Raw genomic sequence first — 20,095 nt, 5'->3', positions numbered from 1 at the left:
GAACGTGACGGGCGGCTGCGGCGCTCACGGCTTGGCGGGCGCCAGCGCGGGGCCGGTCGCCATCCCCGCCACCCGGCGCGGCAGCGCGTACGGCAGGGCGCCGTACCACAGCCTCGCCACCGCGAGGCCGAACGCCAGGCACAGCGTCCCGCCCACCGCGTCCAGCCAGAAGTGGTTCGCCGTGGCAACGATCACCGTCAGGGTGCCCAGCGGGTACAGCAGGGCCAGGATCCGCACCCACGGCAGCTTGGCCAGCGCGAAGACGGTCAGGCCGCACCACAGCGACCATCCGATGTGCATCGACGGCATCGCCGCGTACTGGTTCGACATGTGCTTCAGGTCGCCCGAGGCCATCGAGCCCCAGGTGTGGTGCACCAGGACCGTGTCGACGAAGCGCCCGCCGCTCATCAGGCGCGGCGGCGCCAGCGGGAAGAAGTAGTAGCCGAGCAGCGCCACCCCCGTCGCGGCGAACAGGGTCAGCCGAGTCGCCGCGTACCGGCCCGGATGCCGGCGGTACAGCCACACCAGCACGCCCAGTGTCACCACGAAGTGCAGCGTCGCGTAGTAGTAGTTCATCCCGATGATCAGCCATGTCACCGAGTTCATGGCGTGGTTGACCGACCGTTCCACGGCGATCCCGAGATGGTGCTCCAGCTGCCACACCAGGTCGGCGTTGCCCAGTGCCTCGGCCTTCTGCTCCGGAACCGCGTTGCGGATCAGCGAGTAGGCCCAGTAACTGACCGCGATCAGCAGGATTTCGAACCAGAAACGAGGACGACGAGGGGTACGGAGCCGGGGCCAGAGGCCCTGCCCCGTGCGGTCCTCCGCCTCCTCCGTGACGGGATGCGGAGCGGCCTGCCCCCGGCCTTCCAGTGTCGTCACGGTCCTCTCACCCATAGGCACAGAGTCTGCCAGAAAACCCCTCTTTGACAGATCATCCCCTGGAAGGGTTCCGGCCGCATTTCCGTTACCCCGGCGACCCCGCCGGAACCGTGGGAGACTCCCTGCTCAGGGACGGTTTCGTTCCCCTGGCGCCGAAGCCGTCGATCCCCGCACCACCAGCTCCGGCATGAACACGAACTCACTGTGGGGCGCGGGCGTCCCGCCGACCTCCTCCAGCAACGTCCGGACCGCCGCCTGCCCCATCGCCGGCACCGGCTTGCGTATCGTCGTCAGCGGCGGATCCGTGAACGCGATGAGCGGCGAGTCGTCGAATCCCACCACCGATATGTCCGTGGGGACTTCCAGCCCCCGCTGCCGCGCCGCGCGTATCGCCCCGAGCGCCATCATGTCGCTCGCGCACACCACCGCCGTGCAGTCCCGGTCGATGAGCGCGGACGCCGCCGCCTGACCGCCCTCCAGCGTGTAGAGCGAGTGCTGGATCAGCCGTGACTCGATGTCCTCGGCCGACAGCCCCAGCTGCTCCTGCACGGTGCGGACGAACCCCTCGATCTTCCGCTGCACCGGCACAAACCGCTTGGGCCCCAGGGCCAGCCCGATCCGGGTGTGGCCCAGCGACACCAGGTGCGTGACGGCCAGGGACATCGCGGCCCGGTCGTCGGGGGAGATGAACGGCGCCTGCACCTTCGGCGAGAAGCCGTCCACCAGCACGAACGGCACACCTTGGGCGCGCAGCCGCTCGTAGCGCTGCATGTCGGCGGTGGTGTCCGCGTGCAGCCCGGAGACGTAGATGATGCCCGCGACCCCGCGGTCCACGAGCATCTCCGTCAGCTCGTCCTCGGTGGAACCGCCCGGTGTCTGCGTCGCCAGCACCGGCGTGTACCCCTGCCGCGTCAGCGCCTGGCCGATGACCTGGGCGAGGGCCGGGAATATCGGGTTCTCCAGCTCCGGTGTGATCAGGCCCACCAGGCCCTCGCTGCGCTGGCGCAGCCGCACCGGGCGTTCGTAGCCCAGAACGTCGAGGGCGGCCAGCACGGACTGGCGGGTGGTCGCGGCGACGCCCGGCTTCCCGTTCAGCACCCGGCTGACCGTCGCTTCGCTGACCCCCGCCTGGGCCGCGATGTCGGCAAGCCGTGTGGTCACGGGATTGGACTGTACCGGCCGGGTCTGCCCTTGCCCACCGGTCGGACGCCGGGCCCGTGCGGTTGAACGGCCCGCTGCGGGTTGCTGCGTCATCGCGCTCCCTCGTGTTCTGTTCGGCGTCCGGTCCGCAACGGGATCCTCCCCGTCGCGGAGACGTATGGCAAGAGCTTGCAGAGTCTTGCACAAGTGTCCGCGATCCCGCCGAGCAGCCGCAAACCTGTTCTCCCGGCCTCGCGCGACCAGGTCACGGATGGGTAACTGTCGGCGGCTCTTGCATTTTTTTGCTGCAAGGCCTTTCGCGGCGCTTACGTGGCTGTTACGTTCTCGTCGCTCGGCGGCCTCCCCCACGGCGCAGTCGGCAAGTCGGCAGAGGGACGGCGGACGGGACCGTCTCTGGCCCCCACGGGCTTTCACCCTCAAGGAGAAACTCATGCGGCGTGGCATAGCGGCCACCGCGCTGGTGGCGTCCGTCGCCCTCGCGGCGACGGCCTGCGGCGGAAGTGACAGCGGCAGCGACAAGTCGGACGGGCCGGTCACCATCACCTGGTGGGACACCTCCAACGCCACCAATGAGGCGCCGACGTACCAGGCACTGGTCAAGGACTTCGAGAAGGCCAACCCGAAGATCAAGGTCAAGTACGTCAACGTCCCCTTCGACCAGGCGCAGAACAAGTTCGACACCGCCGCAGGCTCCAAGGGCGCCCCGGACGTGCTGCGCTCGGAGGTCGGCTGGACCCCCGCCTTCGCGAAGAAGGGCTACTTCCTGCCGCTGGACGGCACCGCGGCCCTCGCGGACCAGGGCAAGTTCCAGCCCAGCCTGATCAAGCAGGCCCAGTACGAGGGCAAGACCTACGGCGTGCCCATCGTCACCGACACCCTGGCGCTCGTCTACAACAAGGCGCTGTTCAAGCAGGCCGGGATCACCGAGGCGCCGAAGAGCTGGGACGAGCTGAAGTCCGACGCCGCGACGATCAAGGACAAGACCGGCGTCGACGGCTACTGGGGCTCCACCCAGGCCTACTACGCGCAGTGCTTCCTCTACGGCGAGGGCACCGACACGGTCGACGTCGCCGCCAAGAAGATCACTGTCGGTTCGGCCGCCGCCAAGAAGGGGTACGGCACCTGGCTGGGCCTGTTCTCCGGCAAGGGCCTGCACAAGGCCGACACCACCGCCGACGCCTACGCCCACATCCAGGACGCGTTCGTCAACGGCAAGGTCGCCGCGATCATCCAGGGCCCCTGGGAGATCACGAACTTCTACAAGGGCACGGCCTTCAAGGACAAGGCCAACCTCGGCATCGCGACCGTCCCGGCCGGCTCCAGCGGCAAGGCGGGAGCCCCGACCGGCGGCCACAACCTCTCCGTGTACGCAGGCTCGGACAAGGCCCACCAGGACGCGGCGCTGAAGTTCGTCAACTTCATGACCTCGGCGAAGTCCCAGGAGACCATCGCCCTGAAGAACTCCACGCTGCCGACGCGTGACGACGCCTACAGCGCGCAGGTCAAGGCCGACCCCGGCATCGCCGGCTACCAGGGCGTGCTCGCCGCCGCCCAGCCGCGCCCGGCGCTGCCCGAGTACAGCTCGCTGTGGGGCCCGCTGGACACCGAGCTGCCGAAGATCGCCGGTGGCAAGGAGTCCCTGGACAAGGGCCTGAGCAACGCGGAACTCGCCATCGCCAAGCTGGTTCCGGACTTCAGCAAGTGAGTCCGCGTGGCCGTCGGATCCTCCGGTGACATCGGGGGAAGGATCCGGCGGCCACCGGCCTGTGCCCAGGCCCATCCCGTTGATCCGCAGACGTCCAAGAAGGTTGTCGAACCATGACAGTCGCCATCGACCGCGCGACCGGCAAGCGCCGCGGTGACCGCGGGCCGCGGCCCGGCCTGGGCCGGCGCCTCAAGAACGGATACCAGAAGCACTGGTACGCGTACGCGATGATCACGCCCGTGGCAGTCGTGCTCGGCGCCTTGGTGCTCTACCCCCTGGTGTACGGCGTCTACCTGACCCTCACCGACGCCGACAGCCTCAACACGGCCCGCACGATCGGCGTCAACCACATCGACGCCACGTACAAGTTCATCGGTCTCGACAACTACAAGGACATCCTCTTCGGGCCGCTGTCGTACGACCGCTTCTGGTCGCACTTCATCTGGACCATCGTGTGGACGGTCGCCTGCGTCGCCCTGCACTACTCGATCGGCCTCGGCCTCGCGCTGCTGCTCAACCAGAGGTTCCGCGGCCGTACGTTCTACCGGCTCGTCCTGGTCCTGCCCTGGGCCGTGCCCACCTTCGTCACCGTCTTCGGCTGGCGCTTCATGCTGGCCGACGGAGGCATCATCAACGCCGCCCTCGACGCGGTCCACCTGCCGACGCCGCTCTGGCTGGAGGACACCTTCTGGCAGCGCTTCGCCGCGATCATGGTCAACACCTGGTGCGGTGTGCCGTTCATGATGCTCTCGCTGCTCGGCGGCCTGCAGGCCATCGACGCCTCGCTGTACGAGGCGGCCGAGATGGACGGGGCCGGCGCCTGGCAGCGCTTCCGGTACGTCACCCTGCCGGGCCTGAGGTCCGTCAGCTCCACCGTGGTGCTCCTCGGCGTCATCTGGACCTTCAACCAGTTCGCCATCATCTTCCTGCTGTTCGGCAACACCGCGCCGGACGCCCAGATCCTGGTCACCTGGGCGTACTACCTCGGCTTCGGACAGCAGCCGCGTGACTACGCGCAGTCGGCCGCGTACGGCATCCTGCTTCTCTCCATCCTGATCGTCTTCACGTCCGTCTACCGCCGTTGGCTGAACCGCAATGAGCAGCAGCTCGCGATCTGAGGCAGGAGTCCCCATGAGCACGACCACCGTCGAGACCTCGGCCAGGACACCCGGACAGACCCGTGCGGCGGCCCCGCGGCGTACGGCGCGCCGGCGCGGTGAGCGCGGCCCGCTCGGGTCCGTGGCCTCGCACGCCGCCCTCACCGGGGCGAGCCTGATCGCCTTCTTCCCCGTCGCGTGGCTGATCTTCCTCTCCCTCGGCCCCGACAAGGACGACTATCTGCACCCCGGACGCATCTGGCGCACGATGACGTTCGACAACTACTCGTTCGTCCTGAACCACACCAGCTTCTTCGACTGGCTGAAGAGCTCGCTCGTGGTCACGGTGGGCACCACCGCCATCGGGGTGCTGATCGCCGCCACCACCGGCTACGCGGTCTCGCGCATGCGTTTCCCCGGCTACAAGAAGTTCATGTGGCTGCTGCTGCTCACCCAGATGTTCCCGATCGCCGTCCTGATCGTGCCGATGTACCAGATCATGTCGGACCTGGGACTCATCGACACCTACCTCGGCCTGATCCTGATCAACTGCACCACGATCGTGCCCTACAGCGCCTGGCTGCTGAAGGGGTACTTCGACACGATCCCCTTCGAGATCGACGAGGCGGGGCGGATCGACGGGCTCTCCCCGTTCGGCACCTTCGTGCGCCTGATCCTGCCGCTCGCCAAGCCCGGCCTCGCGGTCGCCGCCTTCTACGCCTTCCTCACCGCCTTCGGAGAGGTCGCCTTCGCCTCGACGTTCATGCTGAGCGACGACAAGTACACCTTCGCCGTCGGCCTGCAGAGCTTCATCAGCGAACACGACGCACAGCGCAACCTGATGGCCGCCACCGCGGTACTGATCGCGATACCCGTCTCCGTGTTCTTCTACCTCGTGCAGAAGAACCTGGTGACCGGCCTGACCGCGGGCGGCACCAAGGGCTGACGCCCGCGCCGCACAGAGCTCCCGCGCAGCTGACCGCGCGGGTGGCGGCCGCGGTGCCCTCCCCGGCCCGTTCGAACGGGGAGGGACGGCCTCCCCGCTGTCACCGCGGCCGCCCTGCCATCCGTCGCCGTACCCAAGCCCGATGACCGACGCTTCCCCGGCCCTGGGCCTCCATGACTCATGAACGGGGAACCCTCATCGCATCAAGGACGCCATGAGCCAGCACTCCGCCGACCCGGCCCCGAACACCGTTCTCGCCACCGTCGCCCGCCACCGCGACTGGTGGCGGGACGCGGTGATCTACCAGGTCTATCCGCGCAGCTTCGCCGACAGCAACGGCGACGGCATGGGCGACCTGGAGGGCGTACGTTCCCGACTTCCTTACCTTCGCGACCTGGGCGTCGATGCCGTGTGGCTGAGCCCCTTCTACGCCTCGCCGCAGGCCGACGCCGGCTACGACGTCGCCGACTACCGCGCCGTCGACCCCATGTTCGGCAACCTGCTGGACGCCGATGCCCTGATCCGCGACGCCCACGAGCTGGGGCTGCGGATCATCGTCGACCTGGTCCCCAACCACTCCTCCGACCAGCACGAGTGGTTCAAGCGGGCCCTCGCCGAAGGCCCCGGGTCCCCGCTGCGCGAGCGCTACCACTTCCGCCCGGGCGAGGGCGAGGGCGGTGAGCTGCCGCCGAACGACTGGGAGTCCGTCTTCGGCGGGCCCGCCTGGACCCGCGTCACCGAACCGGACGGTACCCCCGGCGAGTGGTACCTGCACCTCTTCGCCCCTCAGCAGCCCGACTTCAACTGGAACCACCCGGCGGTGGGCGACGAGTTCCGCTCCATCCTGCGCTTCTGGCTCGACATGGGTGTCGACGGCTTCCGCGTCGACGTCGCCCACGGCCTGGTCAAGGCCGAGGGGCTACCGGACCTGGGCGCCCACGACCAGCTCAAGCTGCTGGGCAACGATGTCACGCCGTTCTTCGACCAGGACGGCGTCCACGCCGTCTACCGCCAGTGGCGCACCATCCTCGACGAGTACACCGGGGACCGGATCTTCGTCGCCGAGGCCTGGACCCCGACCATCGAACGCACCGCGAACTACGTCCGCCCGGACGAACTGCACCAGGCGTTCAACTTCCAGTACCTGGGCACCCACTGGGACGCCCGCGAGCTGCGCGCCGTCATCGACCGCACCCTCGACGCGATGCGCCCGGTCGGCGCCCCCGCGACCTGGGTGCTGTCCAACCACGACGTGACCCGGCACGCCACCCGCTTCGCCCACGACTCCGCCCTCGGCACGCAGATCCGCCTGGCGGGCGACCGTGAGCTGGGCCTGCGCCGCGCCCGGGCCGCCACCCTGCTGATGCTGGCGCTGCCCGGATCGGCGTACCTCTACCAGGGCGAGGAACTGGGTCTGCCCGACGTGGTGGACCTGCCGGACGAGGTCCGCCAGGACCCCGCCTATTTCCGGGGCGCGGGCCAGGACGGCTTCCGCGACGGCTGCCGGGTGCCCATCCCGTGGACCCGCACCGGCTCGTCCTACGGCTTCGGCGCCGGCGGCAGCTGGCTGCCGCAGCCGGAGGGCTGGGGCGAGCTGAGCGTCGAGGCGCAGCAGGGCGCGCCCGGCTCGACACTGGAGCTGTACCGGAGCGCGCTGGCCGTGCGGCGCGAGCAGCGCGGCCTCGGCGCGGGCGACGCCGTCGAGTGGCTGCGGGCGCCCGAGGGCGTGCTCGCCTTCCGGCGCGGGGAGTTCGTGTGCGTCGCGAACACCACCGGCGAGTCAGTCACGGCCCCGGCGCACGGCCGGGTCCTGATCGCCAGCGACGAGGTGACGGAGGCGAACGGCGAGGCCAAGGTGCCCGCCGACACGACGGTGTGGTGGACCACCGCCTGACGCGTCCGAGTCCGGCCCGCCGCTCCGAACGGGGCGGCGGGCTCGGCGCCCCTGCGGCGCTCGCGGGCCGCAGCGGTCAGAGGAGTTCCGCGGCCGGATCACCGCCCTCCAGGATCCCGACTTCGACACCGCTGTAGCCGCAGCCGTCGCCGAGATCCGCGCCACGCGGGGAAACGGACCAGTGACCGAGGGACGGCAGCCGGTCGTCGCCGAGACCACGCATGTTGGCGCGGTGGTGGGGGGCGAGGTGCTTTTGACGCTGGCGGGGGAGCGGCGGCACGGTGGTTGCGGTGCGGCTGCCGACAGCACCGACGCCGCCGCGGAGGGGCCGTGACGGCGGAGCCCTCGGCGGTCAGTGGAAGCCGAGCATGCCCGGGGAGTCGATGTCCACGGCGACCACGCCGGGCGGATAGGCTCGCTCCCGATCCGTGAGCAGGATGGACATCCCTGTGAACTCGGGCCGCGGCAGTGCGCAGTACAAAGCGTGGCAGGTGTCCGCACCGCCGTAGCCGTCCCGGACCATGGTGCCGACGGCAACCGCCTCGACTGTGTTCAGGTCGTCGACGACGACCGAGGAGAAGGAGAGCACACGCCGAGCGGCGTCCGCGTCCTCCGACTCCGCCTGCATGAGGCAGAGGGCGGGGATCCGGAGGAAGTCGCCTGGAGTACGGGCCATGTTCCCGGCGAGGAGGTTCAGAGTCTTGTGCCCCTCCGAGAGGGCGCGAGTAGCACCGGTGTCGAGAATGATCACGCCGCCGCACCCCGAGCGGCGCGGACCTTCTCGGCGGCGATCAGGTAGATATTGCCGAGCACGTCGGGTGCCTGATCGAACTCCTCGTCGCTGATGTCGACTCCGATCACGTCACGGACGACCTGCCGATCGGCCGCGAGCCGCTCGGCGATCTGCTCCACAGTGCGCTGCTGAGCCGCTAGTTCCTCGATGAGCTGTCCCAGCGTGATCCCCCGCTCCTTGGCAACCTGTGCGAGATGGTCCCGGGCCTGTCGGGAAACCTGGATGGTAGTCGTCTCCGCCATGGTCCCACCATAGCCACACTGCAGACCCTCGTGTTCCGAGTCCGTCCCACTTCACTCGATTGGGTAGGAGTGCCGGTTCTTCCGGACTTTTCCCACAGAGACCACCGGACATGCGGGACAGGCTCAGCCCGCCGCCCTGAACGGGGCGGCGGGCTTTCCCCCTATCGAGGCCGGTTGACGCTCTGCCGGTTTGCCTCGCGCACCTTGGCCAGGAGGTCCGAACCGTGCCGCAGAGCCGCCGCAAGCCTGCGGGCCGTACTCGGATTGCAGCGTCCGAGGTCCACGAGCGGCGACAAGTGGTCGCTGGCGAGCGACACGGCATCCAGCCCGAGCGACGGCAGCAGCACGCCCGCGTCGGCCAGCGCCTCGCCCAGCTCGTCTCTCGCCGCCTTCGCGTCCCTGATCTGCGCGCGCTTCGTCATCTCCATACCGCGCTCCGGCGTTGTCATCCGTTGCTGACCCTCTCGTGCTGATCGCGACTTCCACTCCTGAGCATCGGTGGGTGAGGCTACGATCACCAGGGGTAGCGGTTTTCTGGGTAACGGAACGAAAACGGGGGTCAACGGATGCCTGCGCCGAAGGACCTCGACCCGTCCGCGTCGCTCTCCGCGCTGTACGGAGTGAAGTTGCGCAAGCTCCGTATCCGCGCTGGTCTCACGCAACGGCAGCTCGGCGACAAGATCCCCATCGCCCACAGCCGCATCGCCCAGTTCGAACTGGGCAAGGAAACACCGCCCGAGGACGTCAACACCAAGCTGGACACGTTGCTGGGCGCGGACGGTGACCTGATCGACCTGTGGGGACACATCAGGCGGACACCGATCCCGGACTGGGCGCGGAAGTTCATGGAGTACGAGGCCAGGGCGACCGCCATGCACAAGTACGTGGCGCAAGCTGTGCCCGGCCTTCTCCAGATCGAGGCATATGCGCGCGCCCTGCTGCGCATCAGCCGCCCTCGTGACACGGATGCCGAGATCCAGGAACTGGTGACGACGCGACTCGAGCGGCAGGCCATTCTCCATTGCGGCGCTCCACCGCTGCTGTGGTGCGTCCTGGACGAAGCTGTGCTTCGCCGCCCTGTCGGAGGCCACGCGGTGATGCGCGAGCAACTCGCATACATCCTCCACATGGCGTGGACTCCACACGTGGTTGTACAGGTACTGCCCTTCAGACAGGGTGAACACCCAGTCATGGGTGGGTCGTTGACCCTCTTGAGATCCGAGCGCGGGTCAGACGTGGCCTACACCGAGAGTTCGCACTCCGGGGAGCTGGTGGAGACATCGGAGGAAGTTGCCGAGTATGCCCTGGCCTACGATCTGCTCCAGGCCAAGGCGCTCCCTCCCGACGAGTCTCTGGCCATGGTCCGTTCAGCGATGGAGGAGTACAGCACATGCGCGCCGCACCAGCCGACCTGAGCAACGCCAGGTGGCGCAAGAGCACGCACAGCAACGGCCAGGGTGGCGACTGCCTGGAGTTCGCCGACAACGTCCCCAGTGTCGTCCCCGTCCGCGACAGCAAGAACCCCACCGGCCCGGTTCTGCTCGTTCCTCCCGCCGCTTGGGCCGCGTTCATCGTCGGCATACGCCGACTTGGATGAGCCCGGCCACTTCGTGGGCCCGAACGCACCCCACCCGGTGTTCAGTGGCTTCATGGAACGACGCATGAGCCGATGGCGGCGCGGCTACGGCCGCCACACGGGCGGTAATTGGCGGATTCGGGCCAGCCCGACGGCGTTTGCCAAGCCGTATCGGGGCGGTCGGCGGCCCGAGTCCGCCGCTTACGGCCTGGGTAGCGATTGGCTTCGGGACATGCCGGCCCGGTGGGCGGGAACGTCTGGGATCCTTCTGCTCATGAGCACACCACCGGACGGATTGCCTGTCTACCGAGTCTTGACCGGACCAGACGATGCCACGTTCTGCCACCGCGTGAGCGAAGCGATTGGTCTTGGCTACGAACTGCACGAAGGCCCCGCCGTCACCTTCAACGGTGAGAGCGTCATCGTCGCCCAGGCGCTGGTCTGGCCGGCACGGTCGTAGGGACTTCGTGAGCAGCGGTGGTCGCGGTCGGCCCGTGAGCGAGAGAAGGGCTGCAGCCTCGCCCAGGTCGGCTTGGCCGACGGATTCGATGCTCAGCCGTAGGTCTCGGCGGGGCTGCCAAACGAGATCCAGACGTCAGGAGGCAGGTCCGGCCGACCTGGTACCTCTCTGCGCTCCTCGGTCCATGCGTTGCCGGCGATCTCTGTGGCGACGCGACGCCAGAAGTGCACCGCGGCCGTGTTGACGTCCTGAAACGCCACTTCCCACGGACCCGGGTGGATGGCTGTGACCTGCTGAACAGCGCGCAGCCCGATCCCCGTCCGCCGTGCGCCGCGGACCACGAAGAAGCTGTTCAGCACACGCGTCGGGTTCGTCAATCCGCGGACGAACGCGAAACCAGCGGGGCTGTCACCTCTTGTCAGGAGGTACGGCGCCCAGCCGGGGTCGGAGAAGGCCATGCGGAGCCGATCGTTGTTGCGGAAGGTTCCGTCGGGGTTGGGCAGCAGAGCGTCCAACTCTGACATGTCATGGCGGAACATCAGCCACAGCCGCTCCACTACGGGACGATCGGCGATGCCCGCGAGGCGGATGGATACGTCTGGCACGAGACTCCTTTACGCAGATGGTTCAGCCGACGGGCGCCGCATGCCCGGATCGGCGATACCGGGTGTCGGGACCGAGGCCCGTGCGATCAGCGCTGGTCCCGGACAAGGGGCCGCAGCGCATGAAAAAAGCCTCCCCGGCGGACGGTGTACCCGGGCCGGGAAGGCTCACTGCTGACGGGGATCCTAGCAGGTGGGGAAATGTCAACTCGGCTCCTGATTTCCGGTCGTTGAGTGGTCGTTGCCCGCAGAGTGAGAACCTCGAACGGCGACGCCGCCTCGGGCCCCGGTACACCACTTGTCCGGCGTTCCGCCAGGCCCACCGTCGGGTGCGAGCGATGACTGCTCCGAGGTGGTCGCGCCCGCCGCGAGAACGAGAACCGCCTCAACGTCCTCGTGGCCGACGCCCGGCACTGGGGGGGGCCGTCAGGACCGCAGCCCGGACGCGCTCTCGCCGCTGCAGCCTGACCAAGTGAGGGATCCCGCCGTGCCCGGATGCGGAGATCAGACAGCGGCCAGGCTCTTCGCCATGACCCGCTCCCTGCCGACGCCATCGGGCAGAAGATCGCCGGGCTCGTCCGTGTCCGTGAAACCGTGCCGCTCATAGAGCGCGGTCGCCTTGCGGTTGTCCGGCATGACCGACAACCGCAGCGTCGTGGCACCGCGCTCCGCCGCCCACCGCTCGACCGCCTGGATCAGGCGGTCACCCACGCCCTTGCCCCGAGCCGTGGGCTTGACCCACATCGAGATCAACTCCACGTTCGCTGCTTCCTCACCCGGCACTCCGCTGACCATGCCCACCGGAACGCCGTCGAGGAGCGCGACGAGATCGTGCGCACCGGGAATCGACAGACGGGCACGCCAGCGCTCCTCTCGGTCGCCGGAGCCCTGCCACTGGGTCAGCGTCGATCCGAACGCGTAGGGCGCCTCAGCGAGCGCGGCCAGTCGCAACTCCCGCCAAAGGGGCCAGTCGTCCGATTTCAAAATGCGTAGTTCAAGCATGATTCGGACCCTGCCCGACCGCCGGGGCGGGCAGCAAGGCGAATACAAACGTGCAGTCGGGGATCAACACGACTGCCGACGGATCCGCTGTCACCAAAGCCCAGGTCGAAGCGCGCCTTGGCGGTAGGGAGGCGACGGAGGCGAGCGGCGCGACGAGGAGCCCTCCGACACGCCGTCGACGGACCGCTGTCCGACGCTCCGCAATCTCTTTCGCGCGGTTTCAGGAGCATGCCGTTCCGTGGGGACCGTGGGCCCGTCGTGTCGGCGGCGCGAGTTCGCGCAGCTCCGGCAGGACGCAATCCGCCCTTGTCGTGCATACGTGACAGGGGCATGTCCAGGGGGTTGACCGCCGCAGTCGCGGCTCGTACGGTCTGCTGGACCGCAACTGGTTGAAAACTTGCAGCAATTCCCTTCAGGGGGCCCGGGGTCGTCGAACAGGCCCCGCCCGCAGGGCCCTTCGGCAGATCCTCCCCAGCCCGTCCGCAGGTTCGTCCGCAGATCCTTCAACGGAGAAGGAACCCCCACATGGCCAAGAGAACGCTCTCCGGCGCCCTCGCCCTCGCGGCGGCCGCGTCGGTCGCCCTCGGCGTCCCCGCCGGGACCGCGCACGCCTCCCCGCCCGGCACCAAGGACGTCACCGCGGTCCTCTTCGAGTGGAACTACGCCTCGGTCGCCAAGGAGTGCACCAGCACCCTGGGCCCGGCAGGCTACGGCTACGTCCAGGTCTCCCCGCCCGCCGAGCACATACAGGGCCCGCAGTGGTGGACGTCGTACCAGCCGGTGAGCTACAAGATCGCCGGTCGGCTCGGCGACCGCGCTGCCTTCCAGAACATGATCGGCACCTGCCACGCGGCAGGGGTGAAGGTCGTCGCCGACACCGTGATCAACCACATGTCGGCGGGCAGCGGCACCGGCACCGGCGGCTCCTCGTACACCAAGTACGACTACCCCGGCCTGTACTCGTACGCCGATTTCGACGACTGCACCGCGCAGGTCACCAACTACCAGGACCGCTGGAACGTCCAGCACTGCGAACTGGTGGGCCTCGCCGATCTGGACACCGGCGAGGAGCACGTCCGCGCGACGATCGCCGGCTACATGAACGACCTGCTCTCCCTCGGCGTCGACGGCTTCCGCATCGACGCGGCCAAGCACATCCCGGCGGACGACCTGGCCAACATCAAGTCCAGGCTGACCAACCCGTCCGCCTACTGGAAGCAGGAGGTCATCTACGGCGCCGGCGAGGCGGTCCAGCCGACCGAGTACACGGGCAACGGCGACGTCCAGGAATTCCGCTACGCCTACGACCTCAAGCGGGTCTTCAACAGCGAGAAGCTGGCGTACCTCGCCAACTACGGCGAGGGCTGGGGCTACATGAGCAGCTCGGTCGCCGGCGTCTTCGTGGACAACCACGACACCGAGCGCAACGGCTCCACGCTGAACTACAAGGACGGCGCGAACTACACGCTGGCGAACGTCTTCATGCTGGCCTGGCCCTACGGAGCCCCCGACATCAACTCCGGCTACGAGTGGTCCGACACCGACGCGGGCCCGCCGAACGGCGGCCAGGTGAACGCCTGCTGGCAGGACGGCTGGAAGTGCCAGCACGCCTGGCCGGAGATCAAGTCGATGGTCGCCTTCCGCAACGCCACACGTGGCGCGGCGGTCACCAACTGGTGGGACAACGGCAACAACCTCATCGCGTTCGGCCGCGGCACCAAGGGCTATGTGGTGATCAACCACGAGGGCTCGACGGCCGACCGCTGGTTCCAGACCTCGCTGCCCTCCGGCACCTACTGCGATGTGCAGGGCAACAGGACCGTGACGGTGAACTCGACCGGCTGGTTCCAGGCGTCGGTCGCCCCGAACACCGCACTCGCCCTCTACGCGGGCAAGTCGAGCTGCTGACCCGTCCCACGACGAGCTGCCCGGCGCGCGTCCTCACGCGTGCCGGGCGGGCTGCCGAGGTCCCGCCCGGCGGCGGACACGGCACTCCCGGTGTTGCACGCACCGGATCGTCCGGACATCGGACCGGCCCGTCGCCTCCAGGGGGATCCCGGGCGGGTGCGGCGCCGACAGCAGCGGAGTCGCATGAAATTTCTTTCCTGATGTTTCAGGACTCTTGCTGTAAGCCTTGCGTGGGCGATACGGTCGCGCGGCGCCCGGCGACGAAGCCGTCCCGCGGTGCAGGGGTCGACCCACCTGAGCCGTAATCGCAAGGAGTTCAAGCCTGTGATACCGAGATGGCCGGCGCCCCGGACGCGCCGTACCCCACGCAGTCGCACACCCGGCGCCCGACGCACCACGGCCCTCGCCGTCACCGCGCTCACCGCCGCCCTCCTCCAGCCCCTGGCCGCCGGGGCCGCCACCCCGGCCGAGCCTGTGCCCGCGCCCCCGTCCGACGCGAGGCTCGCCGCCGAACCCGCCCGGCACGACGACACCCGCGAGCAGTTCTACTTCGTCATGCCGGACCGTTTCGCCAACGGGGACAGGTCCAACGACAGGGGCGGCCTGACCGGTTCACGGCTCAGCACCGGCTACGACCCCACCGACAAGGGCTTCTACCAGGGCGGCGACCTCAAGGGCCTGACCAGGCGACTGGACTACATCAAGGGACTCGGCACCACCGCCATCTGGATGGCCCCGATCTTCAAGAACCAGCCCGTGCAGGGCACCGGCAGCAACGCCTCGGCCGGCTACCACGGTTACTGGATCACCGACTTCACCAAGGTCGACCCGCACTTCGGGACCAACAAGGACCTCCAGACCCTCATCTCGAAGGCCCACGCCAAGGGCATGAAGGTCTTCTTCGACGTCATCACCAACCACACCGCCGACGTCGTCGACTACAAGGAGAAGACCTACGACTACCTCTCCAAGGGCGCCTTCCCGTACCTGACGAAGGACGGCCGCCCCTTCGACGACGCCGACTACGCCGACGGCACCAAGCGCTTCCCGGCCGTCGACGCGGACTCCTTCCCGCGCACCCCCGTCGTCCCCGCGGCGAAGCGGGACGTGAAGGTCCCGTCCTGGCTCAACGACCCGGCGATGTACCACAACCGCGGCGACTCCACCTTCGCCGGCGAGAGCTCCGCCTACGGCGACTTCTCCGGCCTGGACGACCTGTGGACCGAGCGCCCCGAGGTCGTCAAGGGGATGGAGCGGATCTACGAGCGCTGGGTGCGGGACTTCGGCGTCGACGGCTTCCGGATCGACACCGTGAAGCACGTCGACATGCCGTTCTGGACGCAGTGGGCGACCGCCCTCGACAGGTACGCCGCCGCGCGCGGCCGCAGGAACTTCTTCATGTTCGGCGAGGTCTACTCCGCCGACACCTCCATCACCTCGCCGTACGTCACCCAGGGCCGTCTCGACGCCACCCTCGACTTCCCCTTCCAGGACGCCGCCCGCCAGTACGCCTCCCAGGGCGGGAGCGCCCGGAAGCTCGCGGGCGTCTTCGCCGACGACTACAAGTACACGACCGACAAGGCCAACGCGTACGAGCAGGTCACCTTCCTCGGCAACCACGACATGGGGCGCATCGGGTACTTCCTGAAGCAGGACAACCCCACGGCGACCGACGCGCAGCTGCTGAGGAAGGACGAACTGGCCAACGAGCTGATGTTCCTCAGCCGCGGCAACCCGGTCGTCTACTACGGCGACGAGCAGGGCTTCACCGGTTCCGGCGGCGACAAGGACGCCCGCCAGACCATGTTCGCCTCCAAGGTCGCCGACTACCTGGACGACGACGAGATCGGCACCGACCGTACCGCCGCGAGCGACGCCTATGACCCGAGCGCGCCGCTGTACCGGCAGATCAGCGCCCTCGCCAAGCTGCGCAGGGACAACCCCGCGCTCGCCGACGGCGTCCAGACCGAGCGCTACGCGGCCGACGGTGCCGGCGTCTACGCCTTCTCCCGCACGGGGAAGGACGGGACCGAGTACCTCGTCGCCTTCAACAACGCGGACGAGCGGAAGACGGCCGGCTTCGCCACCGCGTCGGCAGGCATGACGTTCCGCGGCATCTACGGGACCGACGCGTCCGTCAGGAGCGGTGCCGACACGAAGGTCTCCGTCACGGTACCCGCCCAGTCGGCCGTCGTCCTCAAGGCCGCGGGCCGCCTCGGCGCCCCGGCCTCCCGGCCCGCGCTCACCCTGAAGGCCCCCGACGCGGGTGCCACCGGCACCGTGGAGGTCTCCGCGAACACCGACGGCGGCCAGTTGAACCGCGTCGTCTTCGCCGCCCAGGTGGGCAACGGCAGCTGGCGCACCCTCGGCTCCGCCGACCACGCCCCGTACAAGGTCACCCAGACCATCGCCGAGGACGTACCGGCCGGAACGGCGCTGCGCTACAAGGCGGTCGTGATCGACTCGGCGGGCCGCACCGCGAGCGCGACGGCCGCGAGCACCACCGGCACCCCGCCCGCCCCGCAGGTCCCCACCGCCTCCTCCCGCGACTACGCGATCGTCCACTACAAGCGCGCCGACGGCGACTACGGCAACTGGGGCCTGTACGCCTGGGGCGACCTCGCCGACGGCGAGGCGACCACCTGGCCGGCCGGCCACCCCTTCGTCGGCCGCGACGCCTACGGCGCCTTCGCCTATGTCAAGCTCAAGCCCGGAGCCTCCAGCGTCGGTTTCCTCGTCGTCGACAAGGACGGGAACAAGGACGTCTCCGCCGACCGCACCATCGACGTCACCAAGACCGGGGAGGTCTGGGTAGAGCAGGGCAAGGAGACCCTCCTCACCGAGCGGCCGACGGCCGACTACCCGCCGCAGGACACGACCAAGGCCGTCCTCCACTACCACCGCGCCGACGGGAACTACGACGGCTGGGGGCTGCACGTCTGGACCGGCGCCGCGAACCCCACCGACTGGGCCGGCCCCCTGAAGCCGGTGCGCACCGACGCGTACGGCGCGGTCTTCGAGGTGCCGCTCGCCGACGGCGCCACCAGCCTCAGCTACATCGTCCACAAGGGCGACGAGAAGGACCTCCCGGCCGACCAGTCGCTCGACCTCACGGCGAACGGCCACGAGGTGTGGCTGATCGGGGGCCAGGAGGAGTACCTGCTGCCCCAGCCGGCCGGCAGTGCCGCCGCCCTCGACCTGACCACCTCCAAGGCCGTCTGGATCGACCGGGACACGATCGCCTGGAACGGTGTCGACGGCGCCGTCTCCACCCAGCTCGTCTACTCCCACGACGGCTCGATCGCCGTCAAGGACTCCACGCTGACCAGCGACGACGAGCGCTGGCTGCGCCTGACGAGGACGACGCTCACCGACGCCCAGAAGGCGAAGTTCCCGCACCTGAAGGACTACACGGCGTGGTCCGTCGACCCGCGCGACCGCGACCGGGTGCGCGAGGCGCTGCGCGGCCAGATCGTGGCCTCGCAGCGGGCCGCGAACGGCGCCGTGCTGGCGGCGACGGGCGTCCAGATCGCCGGAGTGCTGGACGACGTGTACGACGCGACGAAGGCCGACCTCGGGCCGACGTTCCACCGGGGCCGCCCCACACTGGCCGTGTGGGCACCGACCGCGCAGCACGTCTCCCTGGAACTCGGCGGCTCCACCGTCGCCATGCGGCGTGATGCCACCAACGGGGTCTGGTCCGTCACCGGCCCGGCCTCCTGGAAGAACAAGCCCTACCGTTACGTGGTGACGGTGTGGGCGCCCAGCGTCCGCAAGATCGTCACCAACAAGGTCACCGACCCCTACTCCCTCGCCCTGACCGCCGACTCGAAGCGCAGCCTCGTCGTCGACCTCGACGACCGCTCCCTCGCCCCGAGCGGCTGGGCGAACCTGAAGAAGCCCAGGGCCGTGCCGCTCAGGGACGCCCAGATCCAGGAGCTGCACATCCGGGACTTCTCCGTCGAGGACAGCACCGTGCCGGCGAAGGACCGGGGCACCTACCTCGCCTTCACCGACAGGAACAGCGACGGCTCCCGGCACCTGCGGGAACTGGCCGGGGCGGGCACCTCGTACGTGCACCTGCTGCCCGCGTTCGACATCGCGACCATCCCCGAGAAGACGTCCGAGCAGTCCACCCCCGGCTGCGACCTCGCCTCCTTCGCCGCCGACTCCGACCGGCAGCAGGCGTGTATCGCCGCGACCGCCGCGAAGGACGCCTACAACTGGGGCTACGACCCGTACCACTTCACCGTCCCCGAGGGCTCGTACGCCACCGACCCGGACGGCACCGGCCGCACCCGCGAGTTCCGCGGCATGGTGAAGGCGCTCAACGAGGACGGCCTCAGGGTCGTCATGGACGTGGTCTACAACCACACCGCCGCCAGCGGTGAGGCCGACGCGTCCGTGCTCGACCAGATCGTGCCCGGCTACTACCAGCGGCTGCTCGCCGACGGCTCGGTGGCGAACTCCACCTGCTGCGCGAACACCGCGCCCGAGAACGCGATGATGGGCAAGCTGGTCGTGGACTCGATCGTCACCTGGGCCAAGGAGTACAAGGTCGACGGCTTCCGCTTCGACCTCATGGGTCACCACCCGAAGGCCAACATCCTCGCCGTGCGGAGGGCCCTCGACGCGCTCACGCCCGAGAAGGACGGCGTCGACGGCAAGAAGATCATCCTCTACGGCGAGGGATGGAACTTCGGCGAGGTCGCGAACGACGCCCGCTTCGTGCAGGCCACACAGCGGAACATGGCCGGCACGGGCATCGCGACCTTCTCCGACCGCGCCCGTGACGCCGTGCGCGGCGGCGGCCCCTTCGACTCCGACCCCGGCATCCAGGGCTTCGCGTCCGGGCTGTACACCGACCCCAACGCCTCCACCGCCAACGGGACGAAGGCCGAGCAGAAGGCCCGCCTGCTGCACTACCAGGACCTCATCAAGGTCGGCCTGAGCGGCAACCTGGCCAAATACCACTTCACCGACACCGGCGGCAAGGAGGTCACCGGCGCCGAGGTCGACTACAACGGCTCGCCCGCCGGATACGCCCAGGCACCCGGCGACGCGCTCGCCTACGCCGACGCGCACGACAACGAGTCGCTGTTCGACGCGCTCACCTACAAGCTGCCCCAGGGCACCTCCGCCGCCGACCGGGCCCGAATGCAGGTCCTCGCCATGGCGACGGCCGGCCTGTCGCAGGGCCCCTCGCTGTCGCAGGCCGGTTCCGACCTCCTGCGCTCCAAGTCGCTGGACCGCAACTCCTACGACAGCGGCGACTGGTTCAACGCGATCCACTGGGACTGCCGGGACGGCAACGGCTTCGGGCGCGGGCTGCCGATGGCGGCCGACAACCGGTCCAAGTGGACGTACGCCAAGCCCCTGCTGACCTCCGTCAAGGTGGGATGCGACCAGATCCAGGGCGCCTCCGCCGCGTACCGGGACCTCCTCAGGATCCGGACGACCGAGCCCGTCTTCTCCCTGGCCACGGCCGACCAGGTGCAGTCGCAGCTCTCCTTCCCGCTGTCCGGGAAGGACGAGACGCCCGGGGTGATCACCATGGAGCTCGGTGACCTGGTCGTCGTCCTCAATGCGACGCCCGAGAGGCAGGAGCAGACCGTCGCGGCACTCGCCGGGAAGGGCTACGCGCTGCACCCGGTGCAGGCGCACGGCGCGGACCCCGTCGTCAAGACGTCCTCCTACACGGCGCAGTCCGGTACCTTCGCGGTACCTGCGCGCACCGTGGCGGTCTTCTCACGGGTGACGCACTAGGCACCGGCGGTGGGGCGGACCGGCGTTCCCGGCCCGCCCCACCGCCGGACCGCACGTTCGC

The 20,095-nt window shown here is 69.1% G+C and carries 17 protein-coding genes; 9 read left to right on the top strand and 8 right to left on the bottom strand.

Annotated features, from left to right (window positions below; translation table 11 throughout):
- Window positions 1-24 precede the first annotated feature (24 nt).
- Together ACFSL4_RS24280 and ACFSL4_RS24275 are read right to left on the bottom strand one after the other, a co-directional pair.
- Complete coding sequence (locus ACFSL4_RS24280; protein ID WP_381086741.1) at window positions 25-897, bottom strand: phosphatase PAP2 family protein; 873 nt, start codon at window positions 895-897, stop codon at window positions 25-27.
- 111 nt (window positions 898-1,008) lie between these two features.
- Window positions 1,009-2,043, bottom strand: coding sequence for a LacI family DNA-binding transcriptional regulator (locus tag ACFSL4_RS24275; RefSeq protein WP_381086738.1), 1,035 nt, complete (start codon window positions 2,041-2,043; stop codon window positions 1,009-1,011).
- A 430-nt stretch (window positions 2,044-2,473) separates the two neighbouring features.
- Between ACFSL4_RS24275 and ACFSL4_RS24270 the strand changes: the two genes are divergently transcribed.
- The 4 genes from ACFSL4_RS24270 to ACFSL4_RS24255 all read left to right on the top strand — a co-directional run bounded on the left by ACFSL4_RS24270 (window position 2,474) and on the right by ACFSL4_RS24255 (window position 7,685).
- Window positions 2,474-3,748 carry an extracellular solute-binding protein gene (locus tag ACFSL4_RS24270; RefSeq protein ID WP_381086735.1) on the top strand — a complete coding sequence of 425 codons (1,275 nt, stop codon included), beginning with the start codon at window positions 2,474-2,476 and terminating at the stop codon, window positions 3,746-3,748.
- A 113-nt stretch (window positions 3,749-3,861) separates the two neighbouring features.
- On the top strand, window positions 3,862-4,866 hold the full coding sequence (locus tag ACFSL4_RS24265) for a carbohydrate ABC transporter permease (protein WP_381086732.1): 1,005 nt from the start codon (window positions 3,862-3,864) through the stop codon (window positions 4,864-4,866).
- A gap of 13 nt (window positions 4,867-4,879) precedes the next feature.
- On the top strand, window positions 4,880-5,791 hold the full coding sequence (locus ACFSL4_RS24260) for a sugar ABC transporter permease (RefSeq protein ID WP_381086729.1): 912 nt from the start codon (window positions 4,880-4,882) through the stop codon (window positions 5,789-5,791).
- Between the two features lie 214 nt (window positions 5,792-6,005).
- Window positions 6,006-7,685, top strand: a complete 1,680-nt coding sequence (locus tag ACFSL4_RS24255) for a glycoside hydrolase family 13 protein (protein WP_381086726.1) — start codon at window positions 6,006-6,008, stop codon at window positions 7,683-7,685.
- A gap of 76 nt (window positions 7,686-7,761) precedes the next feature.
- Here ACFSL4_RS24255 and ACFSL4_RS24250 read toward each other — a convergent pair whose 3' ends face one another.
- From ACFSL4_RS24250 to ACFSL4_RS24235, 4 genes are all read right to left on the bottom strand, one after another.
- Window positions 7,762-7,908: a hypothetical protein gene (locus ACFSL4_RS24250; RefSeq protein WP_381086723.1), complete on the bottom strand. Its 147-nt coding sequence runs from the start codon at window positions 7,906-7,908 to the stop codon at window positions 7,762-7,764.
- A 129-nt stretch (window positions 7,909-8,037) separates the two neighbouring features.
- Window positions 8,038-8,436, bottom strand: a complete 399-nt coding sequence (locus ACFSL4_RS24245; RefSeq protein ID WP_381086720.1) for a PIN domain-containing protein — start codon at window positions 8,434-8,436, stop codon at window positions 8,038-8,040.
- Window positions 8,433-8,720 (bottom strand): hypothetical protein, encoded by a 288-nt coding sequence (locus ACFSL4_RS24240; RefSeq protein WP_381086718.1) that lies wholly within the window; start codon window positions 8,718-8,720, stop codon window positions 8,433-8,435. The genes ACFSL4_RS24245 and ACFSL4_RS24240 overlap by 4 nt, the downstream gene beginning before the upstream one ends.
- 161 nt (window positions 8,721-8,881) lie before the next feature.
- On the bottom strand, window positions 8,882-9,148 hold the full coding sequence (locus ACFSL4_RS24235) for a hypothetical protein (RefSeq protein ID WP_381086716.1): 267 nt from the start codon (window positions 9,146-9,148) through the stop codon (window positions 8,882-8,884).
- A 138-nt stretch (window positions 9,149-9,286) separates the two neighbouring features.
- Here ACFSL4_RS24235 and ACFSL4_RS24230 point away from each other — a divergent pair, with 138 nt between their 5' ends.
- From ACFSL4_RS24230 to ACFSL4_RS24220, 3 genes are all read left to right on the top strand, one after another.
- Window positions 9,287-10,135: a helix-turn-helix domain-containing protein gene (locus ACFSL4_RS24230; protein ID WP_381086713.1), complete on the top strand. Its 849-nt coding sequence runs from the start codon at window positions 9,287-9,289 to the stop codon at window positions 10,133-10,135.
- Entirely contained in the window at window positions 10,111-10,317 is a 207-nt protein-coding gene (locus tag ACFSL4_RS24225; RefSeq protein WP_381086710.1) for a DUF397 domain-containing protein, read from the top strand. The genes ACFSL4_RS24230 and ACFSL4_RS24225 overlap by 25 nt, the downstream gene beginning before the upstream one ends.
- Before the next feature lie 253 nt (window positions 10,318-10,570).
- Window positions 10,571-10,756, top strand: coding sequence for a DUF1737 domain-containing protein (locus ACFSL4_RS24220; RefSeq protein WP_381086707.1), 186 nt, complete (start codon window positions 10,571-10,573; stop codon window positions 10,754-10,756).
- A 92-nt stretch (window positions 10,757-10,848) separates the two neighbouring features.
- On the opposite strand, the gene ACFSL4_RS24215 is transcribed toward ACFSL4_RS24220, so the two are convergent.
- Window positions 10,849-11,361, bottom strand: coding sequence for a GNAT family N-acetyltransferase (locus ACFSL4_RS24215; RefSeq protein WP_381086704.1), 513 nt, complete (start codon window positions 11,359-11,361; stop codon window positions 10,849-10,851).
- 501 nt (window positions 11,362-11,862) lie between these two features.
- The gene (locus ACFSL4_RS24210) at window positions 11,863-12,360 is read right to left on the bottom strand and encodes a GNAT family N-acetyltransferase (protein ID WP_381086701.1); all 498 of its coding nucleotides are present in this window, start codon (window positions 12,358-12,360) and stop codon (window positions 11,863-11,865) included.
- 525 nt (window positions 12,361-12,885) lie between these two features.
- Here ACFSL4_RS24210 and ACFSL4_RS24205 point away from each other — a divergent pair.
- Together ACFSL4_RS24205 and pulA are read left to right on the top strand one after the other, a co-directional pair.
- Window positions 12,886-14,268: an alpha-amylase gene (locus ACFSL4_RS24205; RefSeq protein WP_381086698.1), complete on the top strand. Its 1,383-nt coding sequence runs from the start codon at window positions 12,886-12,888 to the stop codon at window positions 14,266-14,268.
- Between the two features lie 324 nt (window positions 14,269-14,592).
- Window positions 14,593-20,034 carry a pullulanase-type alpha-1,6-glucosidase gene (pulA, locus tag ACFSL4_RS24200; protein WP_381086695.1) on the top strand — a complete coding sequence of 1,814 codons (5,442 nt, stop codon included), beginning with the start codon at window positions 14,593-14,595 and terminating at the stop codon, window positions 20,032-20,034.
- The last annotated feature ends 61 nt before the right edge of the window (window positions 20,035-20,095 follow it).

It is taken from the genome of Streptomyces caeni, assembly GCF_042678285.1.
Classification (GTDB): Bacteria; Actinomycetota; Actinomycetes; order Streptomycetales; family Streptomycetaceae; genus Streptomyces; species Streptomyces caeni.
The sequence above is the reverse complement of the archived record's forward strand: the minus strand, read 5'-3'. Positions and strand labels throughout refer to the sequence as shown.